Origin of the sequence: Halobacillus sp. HZG1 (assembly GCF_035818575.1) — a bacterium.
In the GTDB taxonomy this organism is placed as follows: domain Bacteria; phylum Bacillota; class Bacilli; order Bacillales; family Halobacillaceae; genus Halobacillus; species Halobacillus litoralis.
Genome location: NZ_JAYLVQ010000041.1, coordinates 1 through 3,931 on the forward strand (window position 1 = coordinate 1; position 3,931 = coordinate 3,931).

Consider the following 3,931-nt stretch of genomic DNA (forward strand, 5'->3'; position numbering starts at 1 on the left):
TAAGGGTTAATCGATATTGGTGCTTTTATGAACGTAAAGGTGTTATCAATAAATTTTGTGAATAATTTCACTTAAACTAAAGGGTGCATTAGTTGAAGAACTCCAAAGTACCTCGGTTTCAAGTCTTCACGAAACGGGGGCGATTGCTTAACAGATAATCGCCCTAATTACTTAAGCAGGACCATCATAAATGAAGTTTTTTAACTTACGAAGCAAGCTTGAGGAATAGTAAAAGCAAATAAGGTTATCAGAAGGGAAAAGTAAATGATGTGCAAAAACAAAAAAACAACTGGGGATACTTATCTAGCGGTTGGAATTGGTATTGGGTTACCTTTAGGAGCAGTGCTTGGGTTAACTTTATTTGATGACTTAGCAATCGGGGCTGGTATAGGTTTGGTTCTTGGAATAACAGTTGGAACAACAATTGACTCAAATAAAGCAAAATAAAAAAAAACTACTTATCCATTCTTTCTCTAAAGAAAAAGACAGTAAGAGATATCTCGAATTCGAGTCTTACATAAAGGGGGGCGTTAATGTGAAAATGTCGACTTTATTTTTTAGTAATTACGAGGAAGGGATCAAGTAAGATGTACGTACTCCACCAACATTATCATATAGGCTATTATGAAGATGGACACGATCTTGAAGTAGTGGCTTATAAAAGGAAAAGGGAAGACATCTGGGATGTATTTATAGATGACTATGAACCAGGAGTATTTTTTAAGTTCGTATTAGAGAAGGAATTAGGGGTTCATGTGAAAAATTATGGGTTGCTGATATTTTCTATCTGCGGTCAAAGTCTATCTGATGAAGAAGCATTTCAGACATTTGAAGACTGGCTTATAACAAATAAAGTAATAAGAGATTCTCAATAGTAAGTATGGGGGGCTTTAGTTGTAAAGGGACTATTATTTTAGTGTGAAAGCTGGGAATATAAAATTATGAAAGGGTAGTGTATATGGAAATTACTTATCCAGCTGGTTTTAAGAACAGGTTGTTAGCAAGTGTTTTAGATTTTATTATTATATTTTTGGTAACGGGAATTTTCTCTTACTTTCTATATGGAGTATTTTATGATGGTGATAACTCCTACCCTACTGATATTTTAGGATTATTTTATACCTTGTTATTACCTGTTTTATGGTCTGGGTACACGTTAGGAAGAAGAATGGCAGGCAATCGTATCGTAAGAATTGATGGGAGAAAAGTTGGGGTTGGTACAATGATATTAAGGGTTATAGTAGCAGGAGTTGCCTATACTCTTACATTAGGAATTGGATTGATTGTAAGTGCCTTGATGATAGGGGTAAGAGAAGATAAACGTGCGATCCATGACTTCATTGCGCAAACGTATGTGACAACATCCCCGCCAATCCGGAACTAAATTATGAGTAATGGAACTTAATCTATAAAGCTCTAAAGTTAAAGAGCGTTATAAGATATCTTGCATTCGAGTCTTACATAAACGGGGGCAATTCTTTAACCGAAGAATTGCCTCCTTCTTAATGTTTTGGGCAGGTTAGTTGAAGACTCAGTTTCGAAATAATTGTCACAATGTACCACATTTTTTCGCTGAAAAAAGCAGAAAAATTTTGAATTGAGACTAATCAATGTGTAAAAAGTATTTGACACGTTGATTGGTCTTTATTACCATGATAGGTGTAAAAAGTATTTGACATAAATAATAGAAGAGGTGATATAAATTTGAAAAATAGTATAAAGAGTTTGAGAGAAGGTTTAGGGATTTCTCAAGGTAAATTGGCTCAGCTATGCGGGGTAAGTAGACAAACAATAAACGCCATAGAAAACAATAAATATGATCCTAGTTTAGAATTAGCTTTTGCTATTGCATTATCTTTAGATAGTACAGTAGACTCCCTTTTTAATTACCAAAAAACATTAAAGAAATGAGGAATAATAAAATGTACATATTAGTAATAATTCTAGCTGGACTTATAGTCTCTGCTGTCATAGTGGCGTCGAAAAGAATATCTGGTGATGAAACGGGATTTTCAAGAGAAGACGAACGCCAAAAAATCATACTTAAAAATGCGGCACTATCAAGCTGGCAAATGATTTTGTTATATGCTTGTATTCGATTAATGAACCTGGTTCCTTTTGTTAATGGTTTTATAGATCCTACCACTATACAGACTATTCAGTTTTTCTCTAATGGTGGTGATATTCTTTTAATAGCTGCATTAGGTTATGGTATGGGGGCAGTTAGCTCATATTTCCGTTATTCTTAAATGTAGCACGCTTTAGCTTCAATGGTTGAAGTTATAAATGCATTTGATTACATTTATGATTGATTATTATTGGATAGAGTATATATCTCGAAATCAAGTCTTCCGTTATAGGGGGCGATTGTTCAATATAGACGATTGCCCTTTTTAACTAACAAAGCAGCTTACTTTAATAAATGGAGATGGGAAACAATATGAGATGTCTATGTATTCAACAAAAAACAAATGAATTAAAAATTGAGGGAGATGTAGGTTCAGACCCTCTTTGGTGTAATCGCTGTAATTGCAACCTTGACATAGAAGAGATTCCAATTGAACTCGATACGAAGTTGGAGTTAATGAAATGGATTGGGAAGTATGGTGAATGGATCGATTGGGATAAAGATGGAATAGTTCCTAATGGTGTTGAACTTGAAGCAGAACACAATAAAGAGGGATTGAAAATAACAGAAAAAGTACAGAAAGAACTTGAAGGTAAATACAAAGTTTCCTTTTCACCATCTACATTTGCAAAGGCATATAAATAAAGTACATTCATCCTTCTCGTCTTAAGGCGTGCGTTAGTTAAAGATCAGCTTAAATATCTTGAATTCAAGTCTTCCGTTAACGGGGGCCATAGTTGCACAATGGCTATCGCTTATTGTGCTAACGGAGGAGTTTAATGGAACAAACAAAGTAACTGGGGGAGAGTGTAATTGAAAAATGAAATAATACTTGTCGGGAGCTATCATTTTGAGCAGGAAGAGGAGCTAGTAGATAAGAAAGAAAAGGAAGTAATAGAGCTAGTTGATCATTTAGCTCAATACAAGCCAACTAAAGTTGCTGTAGAATGGGAAATGTCAAAAGACAATGAGTTGAATATAGAATACAAAAAATCAAAGGGAGATTATTCAATTGACGAAATTCAACAAATTGGATTTAGGTTAGCCAAAAAGTTAAATCATGAGAAAGTATATGCGGTGAACTGGTCAGGGAGAATATCTCAAGAAGATATGACGGAACTTAATGCCACAATTCAAGGATCGTATCCTGAATTACTAAATACAATGAAGGGTATTAGCAAAAATGCTCCTGATATTAGCCTTAATACCCCATTGGTTGATTCGTTTAGAAAATTAAATGACAATAAAGCTACTAAAGAACTTGAGAGAATGTACTTATCTTTTGTTACTGTAACTGATAATAAAGAAAAAATGATTGGTTTTGACTTTTTAAACAAATGGTCAGAAAGAGAATTGATGGTTTTCAAAAATATTGTTGAAACGAGTAATTCTAATGACAGCATACTGCTCATAATTGGAAGTGACCATTTATGGATGCTAAGAAAGTTATTTGAAGGAAAGGGGTGGAAGGTAATCAATCCTTTTGCAAATAAATAGCCTCTTTGCTTCATTAAATAAACGTGGGTTGTTGGATGGGAATCTGCTTTAATATCTCGAAATCAAGTCTTCCGTTATAGGGGGCGATTATCTAACAAAGTGATCGTCTCCTTTTTTAGATGTTTGAGAAGGTTAGTTGAATAAAAAGAAACTTACATAATTCGTCTTCGTTTAATTAGTAAAGGGTTATTTTAAGAAAAAGGCAAGAGGAGGGATTGGTTCTTGTTATAAACCAAGTATCATTTTCTTCCATTAAAGGAGGCAATAACTCCATATTGGCTAATGCTTATTGTGCTAACGGACCAT

Annotated in this window: 7 protein-coding genes; all 7 read left to right on the forward strand. The window is 34.2% G+C overall.

What is annotated here, in order from left to right; translation table 11 throughout:
• Window positions 1-264 precede the first annotated feature (264 nt).
• The 7 genes from VKA52_RS06110 to VKA52_RS06140 all read left to right on the forward strand — a co-directional run bounded on the left by VKA52_RS06110 (window position 265) and on the right by VKA52_RS06140 (window position 3,625).
• Window positions 265-447: a glycine zipper family protein gene (locus VKA52_RS06110; protein ID WP_326314563.1), complete on the forward strand. Its 183-nt coding sequence runs from the start codon at window positions 265-267 to the stop codon at window positions 445-447.
• Between the two features lie 140 nt (window positions 448-587).
• Window positions 588-875, forward strand: coding sequence for a DUF3986 family protein (locus VKA52_RS06115; RefSeq protein ID WP_160912519.1), 288 nt, complete (start codon window positions 588-590; stop codon window positions 873-875).
• 83 nt (window positions 876-958) lie between these two features.
• Entirely contained in the window at window positions 959-1,384 is a 426-nt protein-coding gene (locus VKA52_RS06120) for an RDD family protein (protein ID WP_160912521.1), read from the forward strand.
• 320 nt (window positions 1,385-1,704) lie between these two features.
• Entirely contained in the window at window positions 1,705-1,911 is a 207-nt protein-coding gene (locus VKA52_RS06125) for a helix-turn-helix transcriptional regulator (RefSeq protein ID WP_160835219.1), read from the forward strand.
• An 11-nt stretch (window positions 1,912-1,922) separates the two neighbouring features.
• Window positions 1,923-2,249: a hypothetical protein gene (locus tag VKA52_RS06130; protein WP_160841533.1), complete on the forward strand. Its 327-nt coding sequence runs from the start codon at window positions 1,923-1,925 to the stop codon at window positions 2,247-2,249.
• A gap of 173 nt (window positions 2,250-2,422) precedes the next feature.
• Window positions 2,423-2,773 (forward strand): hypothetical protein, encoded by a 351-nt coding sequence (locus VKA52_RS06135; RefSeq protein ID WP_326314567.1) that lies wholly within the window; start codon window positions 2,423-2,425, stop codon window positions 2,771-2,773.
• Between the two features lie 168 nt (window positions 2,774-2,941).
• On the forward strand, window positions 2,942-3,625 hold the full coding sequence (locus VKA52_RS06140; RefSeq protein WP_326314569.1) for a DUF5694 domain-containing protein: 684 nt from the start codon (window positions 2,942-2,944) through the stop codon (window positions 3,623-3,625).
• Window positions 3,626-3,931 lie beyond the last annotated feature (306 nt).

Bases quoted from the DNA above. Each gene is read 5' to 3' on its own strand.
- VKA52_RS06110 (WP_326314563.1), top strand. From the start codon at position 265: ATGATGTGCAAAAACAAAAAAACAACTGGGGATACTTATCTAGCGGTT.
- VKA52_RS06115 (WP_160912519.1), top strand. From the start codon at position 588: ATGTACGTACTCCACCAACATTATCATATAGGCTATTATGAAGATGGA.
- VKA52_RS06120 (WP_160912521.1), top strand. From the start codon at position 959: ATGGAAATTACTTATCCAGCTGGTTTTAAGAACAGGTTGTTAGCAAGT.
- VKA52_RS06130 (WP_160841533.1), top strand. From the start codon at position 1,923: ATGTACATATTAGTAATAATTCTAGCTGGACTTATAGTCTCTGCTGTC.
- VKA52_RS06135 (WP_326314567.1), top strand. From the start codon at position 2,423: ATGGAGATGGGAAACAATATGAGATGTCTATGTATTCAACAAAAAACA.